Raw genomic sequence first — 21,221 nt, 5'->3', positions numbered from 1 at the left:
TAATTTTGTATCCATGAAGGCCGCGTGTAGAAGGCAAGGACACGGAGCCAGAACTGGAACTGCTGAAAGCGTTGCGTCGTGGTAGCGGTGGCGCATCGGCACTCAGTCGGCTGTCGACGGGCAGGCGCTCGGAACGGGAGCAAAGTCGAAATGGGCGGCAGCATATACGTGCGTTGCACGCCTAGCCTTCTTCCCCGCCACTACAGAGAGTCACCCATTTGCCGTCGCTGATGCAGTGCGCGCCAGGGAAGACCTCATCATGGCCATTCAGACCGTCGAGCGGAAAGGGGGCGTGGGGCGTTGCCCAGTAGTGGCCACTCGGCAGGGGCGCGATCGATTTTTGATGCATTCTCATCAGTACCTCAATGTAGCGTCACACAACGCGCGCTCCGCCCCGTCGCGGCGAAAACGGAGGCTGTGTCAATCTTGCAACGGCGTAGCACCGTCGCGCTACATCCTCGTGTAGTCTCGCTGCAAATTCACCTCCTGCTTTCCGGTGCGATTTCCATGGCACGATACCTTCAATTTGTGGCGAGGGCCTCCGGCGTCGGCGCCATCATCGTGATCGCCGCCATCGTCTCCCGGCAAGTATATCTGCGCAGCGCCACCGAAGCCGGCATGGCCGGCGCGGATGAGGACCCGGCGGGAATGATGTTGATCCGCTGCGAGACGATGAACGCCCGCCTTCAGAATCGGCACAGCTCCGTAGACGCTGCGGATGCTGACGAGCCGCTACGCGTTCATTGCAGGGAGTCCTAAGCTTGGAGAATGCCTGATCAGTCCGGCAGCTACCGAGGCCGTCTGTTCACGTTCGGAAGCAAGCGCTGATGGTTTTGGCCTTGCTTCGTCGCCGCTTCGATAACCCAAATTCACGCGGCGAGGCTGACGTAGCCCTTTGCTGCCGCGTTGGCAAAGAAGCTGCGCCATCTACGACGATTGAAGCGGGTCTGTGCTGCGCGGAGCAGCAATTTTCTGGCCAACCTGGAAGCCAAGGGCCTTCACGCATATCCCGCCGGACCTGCCGTAGTGGTTCAAACTGCCGGACAGTGCCGACGACAAGGCGATCGCTCGTGAAGCGTATGCCTATGGAAGGCACCCGCGCCCCTTTCGACGTGGTTTGCCTCCACATCGACAGATGTGTTCCGGGCTCCTTCTTGGTGTGCAACTGCAATTGAAACGCAGCAGGCGACGGATTGTCGGCGCTTGGCTCAACTCATGCAAAGGTTCTCGTGAGTGCCCGCGGGCTGCTGCGGCGCGCTTACGAATCCGCTTCTGACAGACGTCGCTTCCAACGGCGACGCCCGCATCCTCGGGTTGGAAGGCCCGCTCAATTGCGCACTGGGATGATGCTGAAGCGGACCACGCCCTCCGCAGCGGCCATCTCCACGGCCAAGCCCGCCGGCGACACCGCACGCGAGCGGTCCAGCGCCACGAGGCTGAAGCGCCACACTGACTGCTTGTCGTCAAAGGTGATGGTCAGGCTGTCGCGCACCATGTGATATCCGCGGGCTTCTGCAGCCTTGGCCAAGACGTCAAAGTCCGGCGGGCCTGCCCGGAAGGTCAACGAGACATCGAGCGTCGCGCGTCCGGGCAGCTTGACTTCGAGGCGATGCAGCAGCGACATCGACAGCATGCACAGCATCGCCAACAGCAGTGCCGCGGCGTAGAACCCGACTCCGAGCAGCACGCCCACGGCCGAGGCGGCCCAGATGGAGGCCGCAGTGGTCAGGCCGCTGATGCTCAAGCCGTCCTTCATGATGACGCCCGCACACAGGAAACCGACTCCTGTCACCACGCCCTGCACGACCCGTGTGGGGTCGGCGCAGTGCTCCGCGACACCTCCAAACCACAAGGGCGCATAGCCGACGAAGACGGTCAGCGCCGTCGACGCCATGCACACAAGCCCGTAGGTCCGCATGCCCGCGGCCCGGCCGTTGTACGAGCGCTCGTAGCCCATCAGCATCCCGAGCAGAAGCGCCCCCACAAGGTTCAATCCCATGAAGGCATTGGCGGCGAGAAAGTCGCCGCTCCAGTAGTGCTGCAGATTTCCGAGCATGGTGTGTCGCGGGTGAGTTCTGCGTTGGCAGTCGGGCGGCTACGCCGCCCAACCACCTCCCAATGCCTTGTAGACCCCCACGAGCGAGGTGGCTGCCGCCGTTTGCGCTTGGGCAAGCTGGTCGCGCGCAGACAGCATCTCGCGCTCGGCATCGAGCACGGACAGGAAGTCGCTCACCCCCACGGTGAAGCGCTCGCGCGCGATCAGGGCGGCGTTCTCCGCGGCGCGTGCGGCGTCATAGAGATGCTCGGCCTGCTGCTGGGTGCGGGTGTAGCTTGCCAGCGAGCCTTCGGTCTCTTCGAGCGCGGTCAGCACGGTGCATTCATAGACGAGCATCGCTGCGTCGCCGCGCACATCGGCCGCGGCGATCTGGGCGCGGATGCGGCCGAAGTCGAGCAGGTTCCAGACCATCTTCGCTCCCAGGTTGTAGGCGCAGGACGCGCGGTTGCCGAGCGTGCCCAGGCTCGATGCGTTCTGCCCGATCGTGCCGCCGAGGGTGATGCGGGAAGGAGGTCCCCGCGCGCCACGGCGGCGGCCTGCTGTTCGGCGGCCCGGATATCGGGGCGGCGGCGCAGCAGGCTCTCGGGCGAGCCGATGCCGCCTAGAGCCACGCTCCTGGGTACCGGCAGCGGTTTCGGCGCGCTCAGCTCGGCATCGAAAGCCGTTGGCGGCTCGCCGCACAGCCCGCTCAGGCGATAGCGAGCGCGAAGCACGGCCGCCTCCAGCGCCGGCACGCGAGACCGCGCTTCTGCAAAATCAAGAACGCGCCGCTTGCCAACGTGCCAACGCCATGCGCAGCAGAGAAGCGGACGCGGCCAACAGCACGAGGTCCTTCAGCAGGAACTGACCGATCGGCGCGGAGATCGCCGGGAACCCACCAGCAGTCGGCTCGGCCACGCCGGGGGTGGTGAGAAAGAACGTCAGCGTGATGGCGTACGTCGCGCATGACATGGCTGCACCAAGTACCGACGCCCCACGATGGAATGCACCGACGGCCAGCGTCGCCGCGGTGGACAGTTCCAGCACGCCAATGACACCGCTGGCTCCACGAACACCGAATGCGTCGATGAGCCAACCCATGAAGGGGCTATTCTCAATGAACGGCGCAATACCCTGCGCTTCGTAGGCGGTGAATTTCATCCCACCGAACCAGAGAAAGACAATGACCAGGGACCAGCGCAGCCACGCTTCGTGGTTGTGGATGGCTTCGTTGGTCCGCGTTGTGGCAACGGAGGTGATGGGTTGCATGTTTACTCCTCAACAGATTTGGTGTGTGGCGGAGGAGCACGCCCTGGTGGCGCAGACCTCCTTTCCTGTCATTGCGACGATGCGCGTGCGCGCATTCCGGCGCGGCCGGTTCCAGCCCTGCCAGAACCGGCGATTTCGGAAAATTCCTCGTTCCAGAGACGTATCAGGCGCGTCCCTTACCGATATGAAGTCGCCCCATGGACTTCGGGACTAGCCCCACGCGGGAAGGTGCGTTTGAGCGGAGTTCAGTCGCGGAACAGGTGCGTGGCATGCGTGACGGCCCCGCCCGCCCGAATTGCCGCCGCCACAAGTGCGGCTTCCGCAAGTTGCGCATCGGTGGCGCCGGCATCGTGGGCGGCCTTGGTATGCAGGGCGATGCAATAGGGGCACTGCGTGGTCAGCGCGACGGCCACCGCAATAATCTGCTTCTGCTGCACCGAAAGCGCGCCGTCAGCGAAGGCGGCATGGTCGAAGGCAAGGAAGCGTTTCATCGCTTCAGGAGCGTTTTCGTCCAGCTTCTTCAAACGGGCAAGATCTTTCATATCGAACATGGGAACCTCCATCAAGACTGGGATTGGAGTAGGTATGATAGGAATGGCAAGGTTCCAGGTGGTCTTAGTTTGGTTTCAATTCGTCCAATGATGGCATCCTCCCCTGCTGCACATCGTGTGCTCGAACATTTCCTTGCCACACTCGACATTGGTGTCACGCACATCACACGGTGCGACATCCGCGATGGCTGGAGCGTGCGTTTCGAAGCGTGTGAAACGGCCAGCCTCCACTACTGCCTGGACGGTCGCGGGACGCTCGACGCAGGCGATGGCCACCGCATCGCGTTACAGCCGCACAGTTTCGTCTTGATGCCGCCGGGCGTTTCCTACCGGCTGGAGTGCGCGCTCGAGTCGCCAACCGTTTCGGTGGATCGGGCAAGGCTTGGCTCATGGTCCGCGCGCGAAACGGCGCCGACAGTGAAGGTGGGCGAGGCAGCAGTGGGGGTTGAGATGGCATGTGGGGAGTTGCGTTTCGCGACGAGTACCGCCGATCCCTTCAGGATGCTGCGGCGTCCAATCGTGACCCGATTCGACGGGCCTGCGGGGCTGAAGGACCAGTTCGTCATGCTGTTGGCGGAAACCGCACAGCCCGGATTGGGCTCGAGGGTTTTGATCGAGGCATTGCTCAAGCAATGCTTGATCATGCTGCTGCGGCGCCAGGTGGAGGACAAAGACGCGGAGCTGTCGTGGACAGCGGCCGTTGCCGATCCCCGCCTGCTTCTCGCATTGGAGAAGCTCTTTGAACATCCCGAAGCGCCGCTGTCGGTGCAGCGATTGGCCGATCTGGCCGGTATGAGCCGTTCAGCGTTCGCTTCGCACTTCGAACGAGCGTTCGGCCAGACGCCGATGGCCATGCTGCGCGCGGTTCGGCTGCACAAGGCCGCGGAGCTGCTGGCGACCACAACCCTGCAAATTTCCCAGGTGGCGCGCGCTGTAGGCTTCTCCAGCCGTAGCAATTTCTCGCAGGCGTTTCACAAACAGCATGGAGTCGACCCAACTCGGTTTCGGCAGCAGACGACATCTCGTCAGCGTATGGATAGCGACTGAGACAGCGCGCTGCCCGTTCCGACCAGACCTAGACCCGACATTGGTACCAGCGAATGCGACGGTCAGCCACCGGCCAGTCTGAGCTAGTCCGGCCTCTACTTTACGACCGAGATGAAGTCTAGCCTGCCGTGTGGCACCCGAGCGCGAACAGGACTGACCATGGCCCCGCGGGCATCAGGCCACTCGCACGCTCGAAGGGCGAAGCGAACGCTGAACGGCTCAATCCGTCCTGATCGGCCATATGCTGCACCGACAGCAGCGCCTCGGGATGTTCAAAGAGTTTCTCCAATGCGCGAACTCGGCAGCGTGACCAGGCATTGCTTGAGCAATGCCTCGATCACCACCCGCGATCCCAGTCCGGGCTGTGCGGATTCCGCCAACAGCATGACGAACTGGTCGCTCAGCCCCGCAGGCAAGGAAATGTCGGAGCACCCGATGTGCTGAAGGGAGGGACGCCATCATTGGACGAATGGAGACCAAACTAAGACTACCTGGAACCTTGCTCTTCCTATCATACCTACCTCCAATCCCAATCTTGATTGAGGTTCCCATGTTCGATATGAAAGATCTTGCCCGTTTGAAGAAGCTGGACGAAAACGCTCCTGAAGCGATGAAACGCTTCCGGGCATTCGATCACGCCGCCTTCGCCGACGGCGCGCTTTCCGTGCAGCAGAAGCAGCTTATTGCAGTGGCCGTGGCGCTGACCACGCAGTGCCCATATTGCATCGCTCTTCATACCAAGGCGGCCCACGATGCCGGCGCCACCAATGCGCAACTTGCGGAAGCCGCACTTGTGGCGGCGGCAATCCGGGCGGGCGGTGCCGTAACACATGCCACGCACCTGTTCCGCGACTGAGCGGCCGCCTGATACGCCTCGGGAACGAGCAGTTTTCCGCGATCGCCGGTTCTATCGCGCGTAACGCCGCCCACGACAAAGGAACATCATGAATGCCATTTCCAAGGGCCAGCAACCGTTGAAAATCGAGATCTGGACCGATTTTCTCTGCCCCTTCTGCTATTTGACGACACTTCGCGTTCAGCGCCTGGCGCAGGTCTTGCCGGTTGAGCTCACCGCGCGCGCCTTCATGCTCAGGCCTCCTGCCGCGCCCCCGTTGCCGGAGGCTTTCCGCGGTATCGTGGAGGCGGAGTATGAGCGCATCGGCTACGACATCGCAGCCGAATTTGATCTGCAGATCGCGCCCGGTCCTGTCGGCTTGCCAACCTACGCGGCGCATCTTGCCGGCAAGCTGGCGCAGGACGAAGGCCTCGGGCTCGAATTTCATCGAGCCGTGATGCGCGCCTATTGGCTCGAAGGACTTTCCATCGATGACGCGGATGTCCTGATGCGCATCGGGCAAAGCGTGGGGGTCAAGCGGAGTGTCGTCGCAAACGATCAGATGACGGCCTACGCCGAGGCGGCATTAAGGGCGGACCAGGAGGCGGCACTGGCCTACGCTGCGCGCAGCGTGCCGCTCCTTGTGTTTGACCAGCGCATCATTCTGCGCGGGGCGGTGTCCTTCGACACGATGCTCAAGGCCGCCACCCGTGCCACGTGCACTCATCTCGCGGAAAGAGAGGAACGCGCACCGGGCAAGTGCTGATGCTGGAAGAAGAATGAAGACAGAGCAGTGGATCGTGTCATCGGTGGCTGAGTGCGCTCGGATCGCGCACTCAGCCTTGATGTCACCTCACTTGGAGTGATCGTACCTTTCGTGCGAAAAGTGGCGGTGATCAACCGGAGAGCCGCCTACAGCATCGCTTTGCCCCTTCCGCCTTTCGCACAGACAGCGATATTGGAGAGCGCGCCAAAACGGGGGCTGACGGCCGGACCGCTACTGAGAGGCCAATGAGGCACCTACAATGCGCGCATGGCTTCCGATCCTGGGCCGGCGATCTCCGTCCTTCAACTTCGAATTGCTCTGCGCGGCCTGAGCCCATCGGTTTGGCGACGCGTCCTCGTTCCCGAGCACTTGACGCTCAGGCGACCCTGCCGGCGGTGCCAGCGCGACGCACGTAGCTTCAGCCCGGTCGCCCGCTGTCTGCCTGAGCGAGTTAGTCCAGAACTGCAGTATCTCGAGGTAAAGTTTGCGGCGTTGATGTCGTATGGTCTGACCGTCAACGTCCTGCAAGAGGTATTGCCGCTCGATCATGTGCTGGCAGCCAGCTCAATCCGTCGCCAGGTCACCACGCTCGGTCGCCGGCTGGAAGCAGAACAGGCCACCGACGCCCGGCAGCAGGCGGAGGTGACCGCGAGCGTCGGTTCGTCCGAGATCCCGGAGCCCAGTCCGATCCGCGCGGTCGGCATTGACGGCGGCTACCTTCGGCTGGCCGGTCGCCGGCGCCGCCAGGATGGCTGGTTTGAAGTGATCGTCGGGAAGTCCCTGCGGGATCAGGATGGCGGGCATAGTTTTGCCTACGTGCACAAGCTGGAGCGCCGACCGGCCGATCGTATGTGGAGCTTCCTGCTACGAGAAGGTGTGCAACCCAGTCAGCCGGTCACCTTCCTGTCGGACGGCGGGGATACCGTACGGTTTGCCCAACTCGGCTTTGGTGACCGCGGTGAGTACGTTCTCGATTGGTTCCACATCGCCATGCGGGTACAGAACCTCGAACAGATGATCAAGGGCCAGCCGGCACACTGCGACGGCCCGACCAACGCGGCCTTGATCAAGGCGCTGCATGGCGCCAAATGGCACCTGTGGCACGGCTGCCCCTATCCGGCGTTGCGCCGACTGGAAACCCTGGGCTGGGATCTGGACGCTGAGGCCAGCCCCGAAGAGGCCAAACTCCTCGGCAAGCTCGAGGAGTTCATTGTCTACCTCGACAACAATCGGCACTTCATCGTGAACTACGGTGACCGCTATCGGCATGGGGAGCCCATTGCATCAGGTTTTGTCGAGTCGGCCGTCAACCAGGTGGTCAGCAAGCGATTCGTCAAACGGCAGCAGATGGCCTGGCGGCCTCGGCACGCGCACAACCTGCTTCAAATCCGGACGGCCTTGCTCAATAACCAGTTCCGATCGCGCGTTGAGCGATGGTATCCCTCCGTCGGCGGTGGAGAACGCCACCGCGTTGCTGCTTAGTCAGCCCCCGATTTGGCGCGGTCCCCAGAGCGAGGTGGAGATCGGCATGATGCGCGCGGTCAGGCTCGCGCTCGACCCGCAAGGACTGATGAATTCCGGCAAGGTGGTATAGCCGGCGGGCGTGCCCGCGTGTTCAGTCCGTGCAACGGGCTCCGGCCCATACCGGCGGCCGGCGGCCATGCCACGGCATGGCTTCCTCCAGCTGGGCCGCCAGGCGGAAGAGGATGTCCTCGCGTCCGAAACCCGCGCCAAATTGCGCGCCGATCGGCAGCCCTGTCGCGGCGTCGAGCGACAATGGCACCGACATGGCGGGCAACCCCGCCACGTTGGCCCACGCGGTGAACGGCGACTGCCGGAACACGTGCGCGATCCAGGCCAGGCCATCCATGGTCGCCTGATCCCTGTTGTACTCGCCGATGCGGGGAGGGAGATCCGCGAGCGTCGGGCTCAGGACGATGTCGTAGCCCTGGAAGAACCTGCCCCCCGCCCGCGCAACGGTATTCCTGACCTGCAGCGCCTCCAGCAGGCTCGTGCCGCTGACGCGGTTTCCATACTCGTAGACCGCCAGCGTCGCAGGCTCGAGCATCTCCGCCGTGGCAGCCCGCCCCGTCGCCGACGAGATGGCGTTGATCCGCAGGGCAGCATTGGCGGTCCAGATCTGCGCGTTGGCATGGACGAAAGCGTCCCAGCTCACGCCGAGATCCGGCGCGACGTGCTCGACATGGTGGCCCAGCGATTCGAGATGCCGGGCAATGTCGAGCATGGCTTGCGCCACGACCGGAGTAGTCCGCGCGCCATTCAGCGGATGCAACATCAAGCCTACCCTGAGCCTGCCCGGGCTTTGCCGGAGTTCCGACAGATAGCTTCCGGCCGGCGACGGAATATGGTACGGCTCGCCGATGCCCCCGCCGTGCACGGCGTCGAGCAGGACGGCACTGTCGCGCACCGAGCGGCTCACGGCGAAATGCACGCCGAGCCCGTTCCACACCTCGTCCACGGCCGGACCGTTGGATACGCGCCCCCTGGTCGGCTTCAGGCCGAACAGGCCGTTGCAGGCGGCCGGTACGCGGATCGAGCCGCCGCCATCGGTCGCGTGCGCGAGCGGAACGATGCCGGCCGCGACGGCCGCGGCGGCGCCGCCGCTGGAGCCGCCGGCGCCGCGCTCCAGGTTCCATGGATTCCGGGTCGGCCCGCATGCGCGGGCTTCGGTGGTGGTGCTCACCGCCAGCTCGGGCATCGTCGTCCGACCGAGTGTAACGAGGCCGGCCTGGCGGAAACGGCCCATCAGATTCGAGTCTTCCCGTGCGACCAGCCCTTGTGCCATGCGGCTGCCCAGCTCGCATCTGCGGCCCTTCATGGCCACGCCCAGGTCCTTGATGAGAAAGGGCACGCCGGACAGCGGCCCGTTTCCCGCGCACCCGGTCGGGTCCTCCTCGGCGGGCCAGTGCTCGATGACGGCGTTGATCTCCGGATTGACCGCCTCGAGCGCGTTCAGCGCGGCGGACGCGACCTCCGCGGCGCTGACCTCCCCGCGCGAGATGAGATTGTGCAAACCCACGCCATCAAAGGACGCGTATTCGGCCAGTTTCATAGTGAGGCAATGGTGATGACCAACGATAAGGACTGAATTCGGCAACGACGGCCCGAGCACCCGGGCCGCATGCCGGCGAACGCCGTCAGCCCGCTCCTCGCGTTCCCGCCGGAATCGGACCCGACGCAAGCCCGGCGGCAGCTTTCGGCGTCAGGCGCAGGGACAGGATGATGGTTCCGCATACCAGGAGCATCGACGCCATGATGAGAAAGCCAAGGTGCACGCTGCCCGTCAGCGTCTTCGACCATCCGATGATGCTCGGCCCCCAGAACCCGCCGGAAAGACCGATCGTATTGATCAGCGCAATCGCCCCCGCCCGCGCATCGCCCTTGATGTATTCCGACGGGACAGCCCAGAACACGATATTCGCCATCCACATCATCCCGGTCGCGAGCGTGAGCAGCAGGATCGTCCAAAGCAGGCCACCGCCAACGCAGACCCACGCCATGACGGATAGAAAAGCCACGAACACGGGCAACGCGATGTGATAACGCCTTTCGCCCCGCCTGTCGGAACTGCGGCCGCCGAAGAAGATGGCCAGCGCGGCGGCGACTGAGGGAATGGCGGCATACCAGCCGAGTTGCTGTGTACTGGTGACGCCCTCCAGCTTGAGGATGGTCGGAAGCCAGAAGCCGAAGGCATAGATCGGCGAAATGATGCAGAGATAGGCCACGGCAAGGATATAGACCTTGGGGTCCCTCGCGACGGCGCGAAAGGAACCGTGCTGTCCGGCAGCCGTGCCCAGTTCGGCGCCGAGCAGACGCTTTTCCTCCTGATCGAGCCATTTGGCGGTGGCCGGGCCATCCGACAGGACGAAGAAGGCGACGACGCCGAGCACGACGCACGGGGCGGCTTCCAGCAGGAACATCCATTGCCAGCCGGCCAGGCCGCCGACCCCGGCGAACGTCGTCATGATCCAGGTGGAAAGGGGACTGCCCAGAATCCCGCTGACCGGGCCCGCGAGCCAGACCAGCGAGATCGCGCCCGCAATCCGCTTCGGCCCGTACCAGCGCGACAAATAGAACAGCACGCCCGGCGCGAAACCCGCTTCAAAAACACCCAGCAGGAAACGCAAGGCGTAGAACACCGGCACGCTGTTCACGAACAGCATGCACATCGACGTGATTCCCCACAGCACCATGATCCGGCTGAAGGTGACACGGGCTCCTACTTTCGGCAGCAACAGGTTGCTCGGGAGCTCGAACAGGACGTAACCCACGAAGAAGATACCCGCGCCGACTCCGTATGCCGCATCGGAGAGGGCCAGGTCATTCTGCATCTGCAGTTTCGCGAACCCGACATTGACCCTGTCGAGATACGCGAACATGAAGCCAATGAACAGGAACGGCAGCAGGCGCCAGTTGATCTTCCGATAGACGGAAGCTACCGACGCATCGCCCTCTGATACCTGATTGATTGCTGACAACTTGGTCTCCTCTGGTTGGACCCGGTTGGTCCGTCATCTGCGCGACCGGTCCCGAGTGGTTGGTGCTTTCTATTATTGTTTTCCCGACATGACGGCCAGCATGGCATCGCAAAGGATCTGCGCGCCTGCCGCCAGGTCTTCGTCCCGCGCGTTTTCCGCCTCGTTGTGACTGACGCCTTTTTCGCAGGGCACGAAAATCATCGCCGTGGGCGTGTGCTCGGCCATGTATTTGGCGTCGTGGGTGGCGCCGGAAATCATGGTTCTGGATTCGTATTTCCGGCGTTCGGTTGCCTCGCGAACGGCCGCAACCACCTGCTCGTCGAATTTCACCGGCGCCGACCGCAGCAATACCTTGGCGGAGACGGAGCAATTCTCGACTTCACCCGAACAGAGCTGGAGAATCCGTTCACCGGTTTGCACAAGGTGGCGGGGGTCCGGGTGCCTGAGGTCGATGATGAATGTCACCTTCCCGGGCACGGTGCTGGACGCGCCGGGCGCCACCTCGAAACGCCCGACGGTAAAGCGCAGCACATCGAGCGGATCCGCGATCTCGCTGCGAATGCGCGTGATCAGCGTGGTCGCGGCGACCAAGGCATCCTTCCGGTGCCGCAAGGGCGTGGTGCCCGCATGGGCTTCCACGCCCCTGACCTCGACCTGATAGGCATGAAGGCCCTGGATGGCGCTGACGATGCCGATGGCGCAGTTCGCCTCCTCAAGAACCGGGCCCTGCTCGATGTGTGCCTCGATATAGGCAAAGCCCTTCGCGCCCAGCGGCCTGGTCTCCAATCGGGGCAGTTCCCCGATTTGCGCCGCCAGCGCGTCGCCGACATTGACGCCGTTCCGATCCAGCGTGGCCAATGCCCTTTCCAGCGGAATCGCGCCCGATGCGACCGCCGCCCCCATCGTCGGCGGCGGAAACCTGGAGCCTTCCTCGTTCATCCAGACCACGAGTTCCATCGGACGCTCGGTCGTCACGCCGTGATCGTCGAGCGTTTCGAGGACTTCAAACCCGGCCAGCACGCCGAATACGCCATCGAACCTGCCGCCGGTGGGTTGGGAATCGAGATGCGAGCCGGTCATGACCGGGCTCAGGTCCGGGCGCAGCCCCGGCCGGCGGATAAACAGATTGCCAATCGGATCGATGGAAACCGCGTAGCTCCGTTTTGCGGCCCAATCCAGAAGCAGTTGCCGCCCCCTCGTGTCCTCGGAAGTCAGGGCCTGGCGGTTGACCCCGCCATTGGCGGTAGCGCCGATTTCAGCCATCGCGCGATGGCGGTCCATCAGCCGCGAGCCGTTGATGAAGGGCGTGATGGTGGTAGCTGTGGAAGTGTCGGATTTCACGGTGATGCCGGGGTGTCGTTGTACGTGACAGGGAGTCTGGCAGGCCGATGCCGTCAAGTCAAGTCACTTGACTACAAGGAATCGTCCTGTCATTACTCGGACATCGACGCGCACCGTAAGGGAAGCGAAGCACCGTGGCGGCGCTGCGCAAGCGGAGCGGGAAGCCGGCGCGGATTGCCCGGTGCGTTCGGCCCGGCCGGTTCGCCATGCCGCTTGGGCTATAGTTGTCATCCGTCGGAAACATGCCGTCCACCGACATGTGGCTTCGCGCATCGCGCTGGTTCCATGGTGTCGCTGCGCCGCTATTTCGCAGGGATCGTTAGCGTTGCTTATATGGAAAGGAAGGAAATGAGTCAGGAAATCGTCATTGGAGCAAGGCTTAAACATGCGAGGCTGAATCGCAAACTGAGCTTGCGCCAGTTGTCGGAGAAGGTGGGATGCACCGAGAGTTTCCTGTCCAAAGTCGAGAACAGCAAAGTCCGGCCCTCCATTCCCATGCTGCATAAAATCGCGGTGACGCTGGGAATCAGCGTGGCCAAGCTCTTTTCCGAAGAGGATCCCGCGCAAGGACCCGTGACGGTCATGCGGGATGGGCAAAGGCAGATATTGCGGACGGAACATCTGCGGGCTGGAGATGGCGTGTCCCTGGAGACCTTGGTTCCCAACCACCTCTGCGCGCTGCTGGAAGCGAATATCCACCACATCCCGGCCGGAACCTCGTCCCAGGGCTTTCTCGAGCACCACGGCGAAGAAATGGGCTATGTGCTCCAGGGTGAGCTGGAGCTTACCGTCGGCGATCAGACCACCAGGGTGGGCCAGGGCGACTCGTTCTTTTTCTTCTCGCACCTGCCCCACGGCTATCGGAACGTCGGCGGCACCGAGGCCCGGGTTCTGTGGGTCAACACCCCCCAGAGCTTCTGACGCCGCCGTGGCTCCCTGAAGCCACGGCTTTACGGTCGGCGCATTGCCCTGGCAACTTCCCTTGCGCGACGTCCAGGCTGGCATGCCAGGCCGCGCGGCGCGGGCTCAGGCGACCTCGACGATCAGTTCGATTTCCAGGCAGGCGCCCAGCGGCAACTGCGGCACGCCGAACGCGCTGCGCGCATGCTGGCCGTGCGTGCCGAATAGGTATCCCTTTGTTTTCGATGCAATTTACCGGGTTAGCTACCCCAAGCATTCATGCGGGTTTCCGGCCGATGCCCGGAAGATATCCCCATAAAATCAATCACTTGCTGACTGGTTCATCTTCCGCATCCACGGATACCGATCTGTAGCATGGGCGTGGCGGTAGGGAAGGGCGGTCAGTCTCCGAAAGCCGAGTCGGAGCCGACGAGCGGATGACGGCAAGCGCTCGGCGGTCAGGGGATGCATGTCGCCGGTGTGACTATTGCGCACCCAGAGGTATCAGTTCTTTGGTACCGTCCTCTGAGCCGCTTTCAAAGCAAAAACGGTTACGCCGTACGCCACTGCGAAGATGAGTCGGACTGGAACGCCGCAGTGGGCATGAGCCGATGCGCATAGCGCGCAATGGGAAACTCAAAAGTGCCCCGCAGATTGATTCCCTCGAGATGGGTCGGACCGATATGCCGAAGGTCCTCAGATCGAGTCGCCTCGCTGCTGATTCTCTCGAGGACGTCCCAGTTGCGTTGCATGTGCATCGTATTCCAAGCCATTACTGAATTGGATAGCAAGGTCAAGGCCGATGACACTGCCGCCAGCGACGCGTCATGGCGCGCCAGCTCGATCGGTATCTTGCCGGAATGGATCGCTCGCTGGAGAATGTGCACCGCTTCACCGCGGTTCAACACGTGCTGCATCTCATGGCGAAATGCGGTATTCGTGAAATAGTCGATCAGGAAGATCGTACGAAACAACCGTCCGAGATGCATGCTGGCCTCATAGACTGGCTGTCCGCGCGCCGCCACCCCAAAGCGCGAGAGTGCCTGGACTGCGGTGCATTGCCCGCTTTGCACGGACGCCGCAATCCGCACCAGCTCGTCCCAGGCGGACTCAATGAGGCTCAGTCGAACATCTGCATCGGTGACGGCAGCCAGTTCGCCAGGCACATTATGATGCCTGGGAACATGCAGACGTCTGTCGCGCAGGTGGGACAGTCGCGGACAGAGATCGAAGCCCAACAGCCGTGACTGACTCATCGCGAAATCTGTAAAGCCGTGCGTATCCACTGCAAGTTGCGCGACGTCTTCCGAACCGCCTTGTCGGATCACCCCCTCGATCGCTGCGCCGGCCTGGCGCTCGTTGAGCAAAATTGGCTGGTCATAGAAGATGCCCCACCGATCGCGAACGTGAGTGTACATCCCGATCGAAGCAGTCCGCCGGCGTGGGTCGGCCCGCGCTTTCCAGACAGAGCGTGTCGTTTCCAACGACATCATGTCTGACGAGGCCAGATCGGAGCGCCCCCAATGCTGGGCAATCGGGTGCTGATGCATGAAGGTCAGCACGGCTTCAGCCGCGTGGCGCAGCTTCCGTTCATCCGCAACCCGATGCATCATCTGCCGGATCGCGGGAGGCGACAACTCCGGCACCATTCGGGCGAGATCCGCAGCCGACATCGATGTGCCGTGCGCGAGTATCGCTGCGTAGACCAATAGCAATTCGCTGCGGGAATGCGGCTCTCTTCCCAGCAAAAGCCAACTGAAGTGCGTGGCGCTGTCGATCTCGAGCAGGATCTCAGGCAGCTGACCGCCTGGGTGCCGCTCGAACAGTGCGCCTCGCAATGTCTCCACATTCGCGGGCGTAGCGCTTGCCACCAAGGGGTCGATGTGGATTGCATCGTCAATTTTGAGCTTCCCACACACGACAGCATCCCGGAGCCTGGCGAGGCTTTCATCCAGATGTGTGACCACAGGCTTCAGAAATGCCTGAGCATCCTGTGGCAGCTTAAGATGGCCATAGAAGTGGTTGCGTTTGGCCTTCCAATCGCTGGCGCTGATCAAGAGGGTCGCTTGGCTTCGGAAGGCAAAGCTGTGCTCAAGGAAGACTGAGCCATTCCGCAATCCCACCCGCAGGGCGAAAAGCGTGCCCCACTCGAATGCGGCCAGGGCCCGCTGTCGGTCCTCTCCGTCCAGGGCGGGTTGCCAGGCGCGGCCAAGTCGAATCGTGATTGGGTCGGGAAGATGATCGGACCTCCGCGTGTAGATTTCCTGGAGTACTGCCAACGCTTCAATCACCGGGTGAGTTGACAGGGCGGAGAATGGCAGCAGAACCAACCTGCCAAGCAACGCTCGAGCCTGGCGGTGTCGCGACAGGAGTTGCATGCGAATCAGGCTGGCACGGCTGGGCGCACGCCGGTTGAGCGCCGCGTTGGCCAGCGCCGACAACTGCTGGCAGAGTGCTTCCCGGGTTAGCATCTCATCCGCGGCCAGCGCTTTGACCGCGGTCGCGAACTCTCGCATCTGGGTGGCAGGGTCCGGTCGGCCTGCCTCAATCAGGCGCCGAACGTCATTGACGGACTTCTGAATCCAGTGTCGCAACATGGTCGCCAGATGATCCGTGGCGGCACATAAAGCGTAACGCAGAAAGCAAGCAGCTTCCAATCGGCGGGGTTGCTGCGCGACTCGTTTGCTCACTGAAGGCGGACGATTGGCGCAGCGCCGGGCATAGTAGCGTATCAGCACTTCATTGCATGCCGCTGGCCAGTTTCGGTGAACGCCCAGCTTATAAAGGAGTTCGACCTTGTCGAACAATTCCCCGATCTGGTGGGTCGAGGTTCGCAACGGGACGGCCCAAAGCCATTGCTGCAGGTTCGTGCGGTCGCCATGCGGGCGCGCAAGTGATATGCCCCATGTGTCCAAGGAGGCCCCGTAGGCGCGCACCAGAGCGACGGCAAGCGCCGCCTCGGCCGTGGCGACGGCCTGGCTGATCAGTCTTTTTAGTGCGCGATCATGGGGTATCAGTATCCGATGTTCATACAGCCAGCGCTTCAACTCATGAAACAGCGCGGTGCGGCTCGGCTGTCCCGTCAAACGCTCCTTGAGCCAGCGCGTGACATAGCGGCGCTGGTGCTCAGCCATCGGACTGAAGCCGAGGGCTTGGTAGGCCAGCATCTGGTGAGTTGACAGTGTATCGGTGCGCCCATCGTAGAGTGCGTTGAGCGTGCCCATGTCCGGCGGCGTCACACCAACCTGGGCACCGACATGCGCCCAGAGAAATCTGGGCACTTGCTTGCAGGCATCAAGCGTGCGTCCCGTCATGCGGATAAAGCCGATGTGTACGGCGACGGCCAAGCGATACAAAGGGCTGCGCCGAGCATCAATCAGTGCCCGTTCCTTGGGGGAGTAGGTGAAGAACGTGGCAAGCTCGAACTCGCTGAGTTCCTGTGGGATCTGCCGCATCCCGAGGTAGGCCAACCGCCAGTGATCCATCGCGCTTCTCCCACGCGTGAGACGGACTGCGGAGGGTAGCGGCAATGAAAGATGGTCGCAACGTTCAGCACGATAATATGTCGCTTACAGCACTTCAAAAACTGGAACGGGGCAGACAGCAACCTATTGATTTATCGGAAGTTTTTTAGATGGCCGCCGGGAAACGCGCGTGGCTACGAGGGGCGGCTACCCCGGTAAACTGCAGCGAAAACAAAGGGAGACCTGGTCGCGGAGCGGCAGGCGCACGCGGCGACCCAGGCCCGGCTGGAAGCGGGGCGGGCGGAACTGGACGCCGCCGGGCGGCAGCTGGCGGAGCTGCGTACCCAATTCTCGACCGAGCTCGAGCGCGCGCGCGAGCACGTGACCCTCGCGCAGGAACGCGCGGAGGCCAGCGAGCGCCGCGCCTTACGCGAACTGGACGCGGAACGCACCGCGCGCCAGCAGAGCGAGCGCACCGCCGAAGCGTTGCGCAGCGAACTGGTGGCGGCGCGCAGCGAGGCCCGCGACGCGGCCGTGGCGCAGGCCGAAGTCCGCGCCCGGCTCGAAGCCCAGGCCGCGGCGCTCGCCGATCGGCTCGCGGCCGCCGAGCAGGCGCAGCGCAAAGCGGCGCACGACCTGGACGCGGTGCAGGCGGAGCTGGCCGCAGCACAGCGCCGGGCCGAGCGCGCCGAAGCCGAGGCGGCGCTGGCGCGCCAGCTGCTGGCAGAATTGCGGATGGGACCGCCCGAGCGGCGGGGGGAGAGTGGTGGCGGGCGGCGGCGCAAGGCCGGCGGCCCGGCGCCGACCGGGCAGGCGGCGCCAGGCGCAAAACAGGACCAACAGCTGGACGAACAGCAAGACGACAAGCGGGGCGCGCCGACGGCCGCCTCCAACCCGGATGACGGCAGCGACAGCAGTGACGACAGCAATGACAGCAAAAACTGAGCGGGCGGCGGCGATCCGCTGGATCCAGGCGGAGATGGCCGACTACGGGTTGACCATGGAGGAGCTGGAGGCGGCGGGGTGCTTTGATCCGCCACCGCCACCGCCACCACCCGCACCAGCGCCAGCGCTAGTGGTCTGCTACCGCAACGCCGCGGGGCAGAGTTGGGACGGGCAGGGCGAGATGCCCGACTGGCTGCGGCGGGCGGTCAATGCGGGGCAGAGCGTGGAGTTTTACCGGGTTGGATAGGCCCGCAGATAAATTCGGCCCTCTGCCCAACCGCAATGCGACGAGGGCTAACCGACACAACCAACGAGACCCATCCATGAAAGTACGCGTTTTCACCCTGTTGTGGCTCGCCGCCATTGCTAGCGGCGGCATGCTGCCACCCACGCAGGCGCATGCCGGAGTGTTCGACGATGACCAGGCGCGCAGAACGGTCATCAACCTGCGCGACCAGTTCAACAGTTTCCAGGCGACTGCGACCCAGCGCATTGAGCAGAACAGCCGCACCACGCTCGACATGCAGAACCAGCTCGAAGGCCTACGCCAGGAACTGGCGCGGCTACGCGGCCAGAACGAAGTGCTGCAGAACACGGTGGGAACGCTGCAGAAGCAGCAGAAGGACTACTACGCCGACCTGGATGCGCGCCTGAAGAAGCTCGAGCCGCAGCAGGCTTCGGTCGAAGACCGCCAAGGCACGTCGCAGCTGGGCGAGAAGCCCGAATACGACGCCGCGCTCAAGCATTTCCAGGCGGGCGATTTCAAAAGCGCGGGGAATTCGTTCTCGTCTTTTATCAAGAAGTATCCGCAGAGCTCGTACCTGCCGCTGGCGCAGTACTGGCTCGGCAACTCGCTATACGCGCAGCGCGACTATAAGGGGTCCACCTGGACTCTGCAGAAAATGATCAATGCCAACCCGACGCATCCCAAGGTGCCGGACGCAATGATTGCGGTTGCCAATAATCAGCTCGAGTCAGGCCAGAAGGCTGCCGCGCGCAAAACGCTGGAACAGGTGGTGGCCAAGTATCCCAGTACCGAAGGCGCGCGTGCGGCGAGCAACCGGTTGAAGACGCTGAAGTGAGTGGGGCGGCTTCCAGCCGGCCGCACCAGGCCTACCACCAAGATACGCCCTTATGCACTGCAGAGCATAGGGGCGTATCTTGGTCAGGGGCGTTCACTGCAGGCTTGGAGGCGCCGGTGTTGTCAGCGGTCACTGTTCCATCCCGGCCAACTCCTCATAACGGTACTGAAGGCAAACTTGGCGAAGGCGGAAGACGGGTTGACAATGCTCCGAGAGGCGCTGGCGGATGAGCAGGCTCATCGAGCGAATGCCGTGCAAGCCACCGCGGTGGCAGCAGAAGTTCGCGCGGCGCAAGAGTCGTTGGAGATTACTCGACGTCAAGCCGGAAAACATGAGGTGGAAAGCGCCGTGGGCGTAAGAGCTGACGCCAAGGCCAGCAGCTGCCGCTTGCCACCGAATTCATAATTCAAGAGGGTTAAATTCGATGTCCCGAGACTTGTATTTCGTTACTCGTCGTGATGTACAAAGAGTCGCAAAGCTGCTACGGAACATGACCGACCGCGAGGTTCGCCTTACACGCGCGCAAGACGCAATATCAAGAGCTATCGGGTTCAAACACTGGTCGCATTTCAACACCGTGTCGACAAGGAGAGAAGCCGACGAAGCGTTTCAACCCATTTTTTATCCTGAGCCCGAGGACGATGAACTGGACGATGCGGCGGAGCGTTTGTCCGAATACCTGCAAGAGCAGGTTGATTCGGAGTCGTTCAGTGTGGAGTGGGCTCGCGAATTCTTGAAGAAGGCTTGGAGCAGGGGGGAAGCTGGCGTCAAGCAGGAGGCGAAGGCTCATGTTCCAACGGATGAGGCGCCATTCGCCGATGCTGTGAGTCCGACAAAGGAAGCCGATCTCGTCCCCAATCCGCAGCGAGTTGATGTCCTTGTCACGCCTGAGGCGCCGCAGGGATTTACGCAGGCAGGAGGTCCAGCCCGTAACGTGAAGCCCGGCGTTCATCGCGTCAACGCTCAAGCGAATGACGGCGACGGAAGTGTTGGCAAAGTTGATGCCGATGCCGTAGGTCCCCGGCGCCCGGTGGGCAGCGGGGACTTCTGGTCACTGACCCGGGATAGCGGCCCGGCGGCGACGGTGTCATACCGGCGTAGGCGGCGGCTCCCTGTGGCACGGGAAGTGCCGACTGTGGTGGCGGCACCGGAAGTGTTGACTGAAGCCGTTGCACCGGAAGTGCCAGCGGAGGTCGCGGCACTGGAAGTTCCAACTCAACCCGCGGCACTGGAAGCGCCGACTGAAACCGTGTCCCCGGGCGGGCCGACAGAGCCCGCGGCACCGGCAGCGCCGATTGAAGTCAGAGGACCGGACTTGCCTCGAGAAGTCGCGGCACCAGAAGTTCGCCGACAGAAGCAGCGGCATCGGAAATCGCCGACTGAAGCGACAGCACAGGAAGTGCCTACCCAAGCCTCAGCACCGGAAGTACTGACAGAAGCCGCGGGACCGGAAGTCCGCCGACAGAAGCAGCGGCGTCGGAAATCGCCGACTGAAGCGACGGCACTGGAAGTGCCTACCCAAGCCGCCGCACCGGAGGTACCGACAGAAGCCGCGACGCCGGAACTTCGCCGGCAGAAGCCGCAGCGTCGGAAGTCGCCAACTGTCGCCGCAGCACCGGAAGTGCCGACGCAAGCCGCGGCGCCGGAAGTACAGATTGAAGTAGCGGAAGCGCACAAGGAGCTAGTGGCGCCGAAAGCGCGCAAGCAGGCCGTGGCACCGGAAAGGCGCATGAGGGCTGTGACACCCAAAGCGCTCAAGACAGCCGTAGCACCCGAAATGCCTACGGAAAAGCCACGCGCTCTCAGGGCGGCAACTCCTCGAGAATTGCTCGCTGAACTGGCAACTGTCAACGCACAACTTGAGAAGTTGCGAGCGGAATTGCCAAGTGTGGTCGAGAAGATTCAGCGGTTGATGCGGGAGTACGACCTAAGCATCGACGACATTGCGGTCAAGCCTCGCCGTGGCCGCTCTGTCGGTACGGGCGTGCAACAATCTAAAGCTGCATTGCCGGCGAGATACCGCGACCCAAAGACCGGCAAGACGTGGTCTGGCCGCGGCAGAGCTCCGGCTTGGCTCGGGAAAAAGCCGGGGCGATATTTGATTGCAGCAGGGTAATGACGTGAAATAGGCGGGCGGTGCAGCAGCGGGCAGATTTCACACTAGCCCTAAGAAAGCGCTATCACCTTCGGCATTCCGGTATAGCAGCCCTGTTGAGGGCTGTTAGTCGGGGTCATCGTACCTTTCGTGCAAAAAATGGCGGTGAGCAGCCGGAGAGCCGCCTGCAGCATGGCTTTGCTCCTTCCCGGCTTTCGCACAACCAGCGATATTGCAACCTCTTGATTCATAATGACTTTGGGGGCCAGACCGCCAGATTTCGCCACGAAAGGTACGATCACCCCTACAGGAGGAAACGGGGGCTCGCCTAGATTTCCAAGGCCAGAGAGACAAAATCCGCCATGGAGGCGGACTTTGCTTACTGAAATTAC

General features: G+C 62.9%; 18 protein-coding genes and 3 pseudogenes. 12 read left to right on the top strand and 9 right to left on the bottom strand.

Features of this window, described 5'->3' with window-relative positions:
- Positions 1-507: 507 nt before the first annotated feature.
- Entirely contained in the window at positions 508-759 is a 252-nt protein-coding gene (locus tag ABNX08_RS38790; protein ID WP_349606358.1) for a hypothetical protein, read from the top strand.
- A 568-nt stretch (positions 760-1,327) separates the two neighbouring features.
- Here the strand turns inward: ABNX08_RS38790 and ABNX08_RS38785 are convergent.
- The 4 genes from ABNX08_RS38785 to ABNX08_RS38770 form a co-directional block, all read right to left on the bottom strand.
- On the bottom strand, positions 1,328-2,056 hold the full coding sequence (locus ABNX08_RS38785) for an MgtC/SapB family protein (RefSeq protein WP_349606359.1): 729 nt from the start codon (positions 2,054-2,056) through the stop codon (positions 1,328-1,330).
- Between the two features lie 39 nt (positions 2,057-2,095).
- Positions 2,096-2,737 carry a TolC family protein gene (locus tag ABNX08_RS38780; protein ID WP_349606360.1) on the bottom strand — a complete coding sequence of 214 codons (642 nt, stop codon included), beginning with the start codon at positions 2,735-2,737 and terminating at the stop codon, positions 2,096-2,098.
- Between the two features lie 75 nt (positions 2,738-2,812).
- Entirely contained in the window at positions 2,813-3,304 is a 492-nt protein-coding gene (locus tag ABNX08_RS38775) for a DUF417 family protein (RefSeq protein ID WP_349606361.1), read from the bottom strand.
- Between the two features lie 245 nt (positions 3,305-3,549).
- The gene (locus ABNX08_RS38770) at positions 3,550-3,855 is read right to left on the bottom strand and encodes a carboxymuconolactone decarboxylase family protein (RefSeq protein WP_349606363.1); all 306 of its coding nucleotides are present in this window, start codon (positions 3,853-3,855) and stop codon (positions 3,550-3,552) included.
- A 117-nt stretch (positions 3,856-3,972) separates the two neighbouring features.
- Here ABNX08_RS38770 and ABNX08_RS38765 point away from each other — a divergent pair, with 117 nt between their 5' ends.
- The 6 genes and pseudogenes from ABNX08_RS38765 (at position 3,973) to ABNX08_RS38740 (ending at position 8,097) form a co-directional block, all read left to right on the top strand.
- Positions 3,973-4,902 (top strand): AraC family transcriptional regulator, encoded by a 930-nt coding sequence (locus ABNX08_RS38765; protein WP_349606365.1) that lies wholly within the window; start codon positions 3,973-3,975, stop codon positions 4,900-4,902.
- A gap of 288 nt (positions 4,903-5,190) precedes the next feature.
- Entirely contained in the window at positions 5,191-5,346 is a 156-nt protein-coding gene (locus tag ABNX08_RS38760) for a hypothetical protein (RefSeq protein ID WP_349606367.1), read from the top strand.
- A 106-nt stretch (positions 5,347-5,452) separates the two neighbouring features.
- On the top strand, positions 5,453-5,758 hold the full coding sequence (locus tag ABNX08_RS38755) for a carboxymuconolactone decarboxylase family protein (RefSeq protein WP_349606369.1): 306 nt from the start codon (positions 5,453-5,455) through the stop codon (positions 5,756-5,758).
- Between the two features lie 88 nt (positions 5,759-5,846).
- Complete coding sequence (locus ABNX08_RS38750; protein ID WP_349606371.1) at positions 5,847-6,503, top strand: DsbA family protein; 657 nt, start codon at positions 5,847-5,849, stop codon at positions 6,501-6,503.
- A gap of 309 nt (positions 6,504-6,812) precedes the next feature.
- A pseudogene (locus ABNX08_RS38745) lies at positions 6,813-7,985 on the top strand (ISKra4 family transposase); the annotation flags it as partial.
- A complete protein-coding gene (locus ABNX08_RS38740; RefSeq protein ID WP_374063739.1) occupies positions 7,957-8,097 on the top strand; it encodes an FAD-linked oxidase C-terminal domain-containing protein in 141 nt (46 codons plus the stop codon). The pseudogene ABNX08_RS38745 and the gene ABNX08_RS38740, both read left to right, overlap by 29 nt.
- Positions 8,098-8,118: 21 nt before the next feature.
- On the opposite strand, the gene ABNX08_RS38735 is transcribed toward ABNX08_RS38740, so the two are convergent.
- The 3 genes from ABNX08_RS38735 to ABNX08_RS38725 all read right to left on the bottom strand — a co-directional run bounded on the left by ABNX08_RS38735 (position 8,119) and on the right by ABNX08_RS38725 (position 12,343).
- The gene (locus tag ABNX08_RS38735) at positions 8,119-9,576 is read right to left on the bottom strand and encodes an amidase (protein ID WP_349606372.1); all 1,458 of its coding nucleotides are present in this window, start codon (positions 9,574-9,576) and stop codon (positions 8,119-8,121) included.
- A gap of 85 nt (positions 9,577-9,661) precedes the next feature.
- Complete coding sequence (locus ABNX08_RS38730; protein WP_349606374.1) at positions 9,662-11,002, bottom strand: MFS transporter; 1,341 nt, start codon at positions 11,000-11,002, stop codon at positions 9,662-9,664.
- A 72-nt stretch (positions 11,003-11,074) separates the two neighbouring features.
- Complete coding sequence (locus tag ABNX08_RS38725) at positions 11,075-12,343, bottom strand: M20 family metallo-hydrolase (RefSeq protein WP_349606376.1); 1,269 nt, start codon at positions 12,341-12,343, stop codon at positions 11,075-11,077.
- A 285-nt stretch (positions 12,344-12,628) separates the two neighbouring features.
- On the opposite strand from ABNX08_RS38725, the gene ABNX08_RS38720 reads away from it, so the two are divergent.
- The gene (locus ABNX08_RS38720; RefSeq protein WP_349606378.1) at positions 12,629-13,264 is read left to right on the top strand and encodes a cupin domain-containing protein; all 636 of its coding nucleotides are present in this window, start codon (positions 12,629-12,631) and stop codon (positions 13,262-13,264) included.
- Between the two features lie 105 nt (positions 13,265-13,369).
- Here the strand turns inward: ABNX08_RS38720 and ABNX08_RS38715 are convergent.
- Together ABNX08_RS38715 and ABNX08_RS38710 are read right to left on the bottom strand one after the other, a co-directional pair.
- A pseudogene (locus ABNX08_RS38715) lies at positions 13,370-13,492 on the bottom strand (RidA family protein); the annotation flags it as partial.
- A gap of 302 nt (positions 13,493-13,794) precedes the next feature.
- Entirely contained in the window at positions 13,795-16,728 is a 2,934-nt protein-coding gene (locus ABNX08_RS38710) for a Tn3 family transposase (RefSeq protein WP_349606380.1), read from the bottom strand.
- 213 nt (positions 16,729-16,941) lie between these two features.
- On the opposite strand from ABNX08_RS38710, the pseudogene ABNX08_RS38705 reads away from it, so the two are divergent.
- From ABNX08_RS38705 to ABNX08_RS38690, 4 genes and pseudogenes are all read left to right on the top strand, one after another.
- A pseudogene (locus tag ABNX08_RS38705) lies at positions 16,942-17,652 on the top strand (KfrA protein); the annotation flags it as partial.
- Entirely contained in the window at positions 17,636-17,899 is a 264-nt protein-coding gene (locus tag ABNX08_RS38700) for an H-NS histone family protein (RefSeq protein ID WP_349606382.1), read from the top strand. The pseudogene ABNX08_RS38705 and the gene ABNX08_RS38700, both read left to right, overlap by 17 nt.
- A 76-nt stretch (positions 17,900-17,975) precedes the next feature.
- Positions 17,976-18,734 (top strand): tol-pal system protein YbgF, encoded by a 759-nt coding sequence (gene ybgF, locus ABNX08_RS38695; RefSeq protein WP_349606383.1) that lies wholly within the window; start codon positions 17,976-17,978, stop codon positions 18,732-18,734.
- A gap of 490 nt (positions 18,735-19,224) precedes the next feature.
- Complete coding sequence (locus ABNX08_RS38690) at positions 19,225-20,850, top strand: H-NS family nucleoid-associated regulatory protein (protein ID WP_349606385.1); 1,626 nt, start codon at positions 19,225-19,227, stop codon at positions 20,848-20,850.
- The last annotated feature ends 371 nt before the right edge of the window (positions 20,851-21,221 follow it).

Source organism: Cupriavidus sp. DF5525, assembly GCF_040149425.2.
Lineage (GTDB): Bacteria > Pseudomonadota > Gammaproteobacteria > Burkholderiales > Burkholderiaceae > Cupriavidus > Cupriavidus pickettii_A.
This window is presented reverse-complemented; position numbering and strand designations above follow the sequence as displayed.

What these genes read in the sequence shown, in the direction of transcription:
- ABNX08_RS38790 (WP_349606358.1), top strand. Translation starts at nt 508, where the DNA reads ATGGCACGATACCTTCAATTTGTGGCGAGGGCCTCCGGCGTCGGCGCC.
- ABNX08_RS38785 (WP_349606359.1), bottom strand. Translation starts at nt 2,056, where the DNA reads ATGCTCGGAAATCTGCAGCACTACTGGAGCGGCGACTTTCTCGCCGCC.
- ABNX08_RS38775 (WP_349606361.1), bottom strand. Translation starts at nt 3,304, where the DNA reads ATGCAACCCATCACCTCCGTTGCCACAACGCGGACCAACGAAGCCATC.
- ABNX08_RS38770 (WP_349606363.1), bottom strand. Translation starts at nt 3,855, where the DNA reads ATGTTCGATATGAAAGATCTTGCCCGTTTGAAGAAGCTGGACGAAAAC.
- ABNX08_RS38760 (WP_349606367.1), top strand. Translation starts at nt 5,191, where the DNA reads ATGCGCGAACTCGGCAGCGTGACCAGGCATTGCTTGAGCAATGCCTCG.
- ABNX08_RS38755 (WP_349606369.1), top strand. Translation starts at nt 5,453, where the DNA reads ATGTTCGATATGAAAGATCTTGCCCGTTTGAAGAAGCTGGACGAAAAC.
- ABNX08_RS38750 (WP_349606371.1), top strand. Translation starts at nt 5,847, where the DNA reads ATGAATGCCATTTCCAAGGGCCAGCAACCGTTGAAAATCGAGATCTGG.
- ABNX08_RS38735 (WP_349606372.1), bottom strand. Translation starts at nt 9,576, where the DNA reads ATGAAACTGGCCGAATACGCGTCCTTTGATGGCGTGGGTTTGCACAAT.
- ABNX08_RS38720 (WP_349606378.1), top strand. Translation starts at nt 12,629, where the DNA reads ATGGTGTCGCTGCGCCGCTATTTCGCAGGGATCGTTAGCGTTGCTTAT.
- ABNX08_RS38710 (WP_349606380.1), bottom strand. Translation starts at nt 16,728, where the DNA reads ATGGATCACTGGCGGTTGGCCTACCTCGGGATGCGGCAGATCCCACAG.
- ABNX08_RS38700 (WP_349606382.1), top strand. Translation starts at nt 17,636, where the DNA reads ATGACAGCAAAAACTGAGCGGGCGGCGGCGATCCGCTGGATCCAGGCG.
- ybgF (WP_349606383.1), top strand. Translation starts at nt 17,976, where the DNA reads ATGAAAGTACGCGTTTTCACCCTGTTGTGGCTCGCCGCCATTGCTAGC.
- ABNX08_RS38690 (WP_349606385.1), top strand. Translation starts at nt 19,225, where the DNA reads ATGACCGACCGCGAGGTTCGCCTTACACGCGCGCAAGACGCAATATCA.